Annotated in this window: 1 rRNA gene; it reads right to left on the reverse strand. The window is 57.2% G+C overall.

From position 1 onward, the window contains the following. Positions 1 to 13: 13 nt before the first annotated feature. A 16S ribosomal RNA gene (locus ACWGSK_RS27575) occupies positions 14 to 1,548 on the reverse strand. Positions 1,549 to 1,774: the final 226 nt, after the last annotated feature.

The raw sequence follows: 1,774 nt of genomic DNA on the forward strand, positions 1-1,774 counted from the left end.
AAAGACTCCTTAGAAAGGAGGTGATCCAGCCGCACCTTCCGGTACGGCTACCTTGTTACGACTTCGTCCCAATCGCCAGCCCCACCTTCACTCATTCCCTCCCACAAGGGGTTAGGCCACAAGTTTCGGGTGTTGCCGACTTTCATGACGTGACGGGCGGTGTGTACAAGGCCCGGGAACGTATTCACCGCGGCGTTGCTGATCCGCGATTACTAGCGACTCCACCTTCATGGGGTCGAGTTGCAGACCCCAATCCGAACTGAGACCGGCTTTAAGGGATTCGCTCCACCTTACGGTCTCGCACGCCCATTGTACCGGCCATTGTAGCATGTTTGCAGCCCAAGACATAAGGGGCATGATGACTTGACGTCGTCCCCACCTTCCTCCGAGTTGACCCCGGCAGTCTCCCATGAGTCCCCACCATTACGTGCTGGCAACATGGAACAAGGGTTGCGCTCGTTGCGGGACTTAACCCAACATCTCACGACACGAGCTGACGACAGCCATGCACCACCTGTCACCCACCAACTAAATGACCCTGTATCTCTACAGGTCCACGGGTGATGTCAAACCTTGGTAAGGTTCTTCGCGTTGCGTCGAATTAAGCAACATGCTCCGCCGCTTGTGCGGGCCCCCGTCAATTCCTTTGAGTTTTAGCCTTGCGGCCGTACTCCCCAGGCGGGGCGCTTAATGCGTTAGCTACGGCGCGGAAACCGTGGAAAGTCCCCACACCTAGCGCCCAACGTTTACGGCATGGACTACCAGGGTATCTAATCCTGTTCGCTCCCCATGCTTTCGCTCCTCAGCGTCAGGTAAGGCCCAGAGACCCGCCTTCGCCACCGGTGTTCCTCCTGATATCTGCGCATTTCACCGCTACACCAGGAATTCCAGTCTCCCCTACCTACCTCTAGCGTGCCCGTATCCACTGCAGAACCGGAGTTAAGCCCCGGTCTTTCACAGCAGACGCGACACGCCGCCTACGAGCTCTTTACGCCCAATAATTCCGGACAACGCTCGGACCCTACGTATTACCGCGGCTGCTGGCACGTAGTTAGCCGGTCCTTATTCCCCACCTACCGTCAACCCCACGAGAACGTGGAGCCTGCGTTAGTGGTAAAAGAGGTTTACAACCCGAAGGCCGTCATCCCCCACGCGGCGTCGCTGCATCAGGCTTTCGCCCATTGTGCAATATTCCCCACTGCTGCCTCCCGCAGGAGTCTGGGCCGTGTCTCAGTCCCAGTGTGGCCGGTCGCCCTCTCAGGCCGGCTACCCGTAATCGCCTTGGTAGGCCTTTACCCCACCAACAAGCTGATAGGCCGCGAGCCCATCCCCAACCGAAAAAACTTTCCACTCGCACACCATGAGGTGGCGGGTCGTATCCGGTATTAGACGGCGTTTCCACCGCTTATCCCAGAGTCGGGGGCAGGTTGCTCACGTGTTACTCACCCGTTCGCCGCTCGTGTACCCCGAAGGGCCTTACCGCTCGACTTGCATGTGTTAAGCACGCCGCCAGCGTTCGTCCTGAGCCAGGATCAAACTCTCCATAAAGGTCATACCACCCGTTCCGGCGACCTGTGAGGGTCGGCCTGGTCCGGGTAAACCTAGAAGAAATCCTGACCGATCAACTGGCGTTGATCAATCAAAGGAACCCTACACACGATGAAGTGTGTCGGGGCCAAAACAAACATGGCTTAAAGAAAATCAAACACGCGCTGTTGAGTTCTCAAGAAACAATCACTCTTCCCGTACAAGCTCCGGAACCTTGCGGTTCTCG

This window comes from Nocardiopsis sp. NPDC055551 (assembly GCF_053619415.1).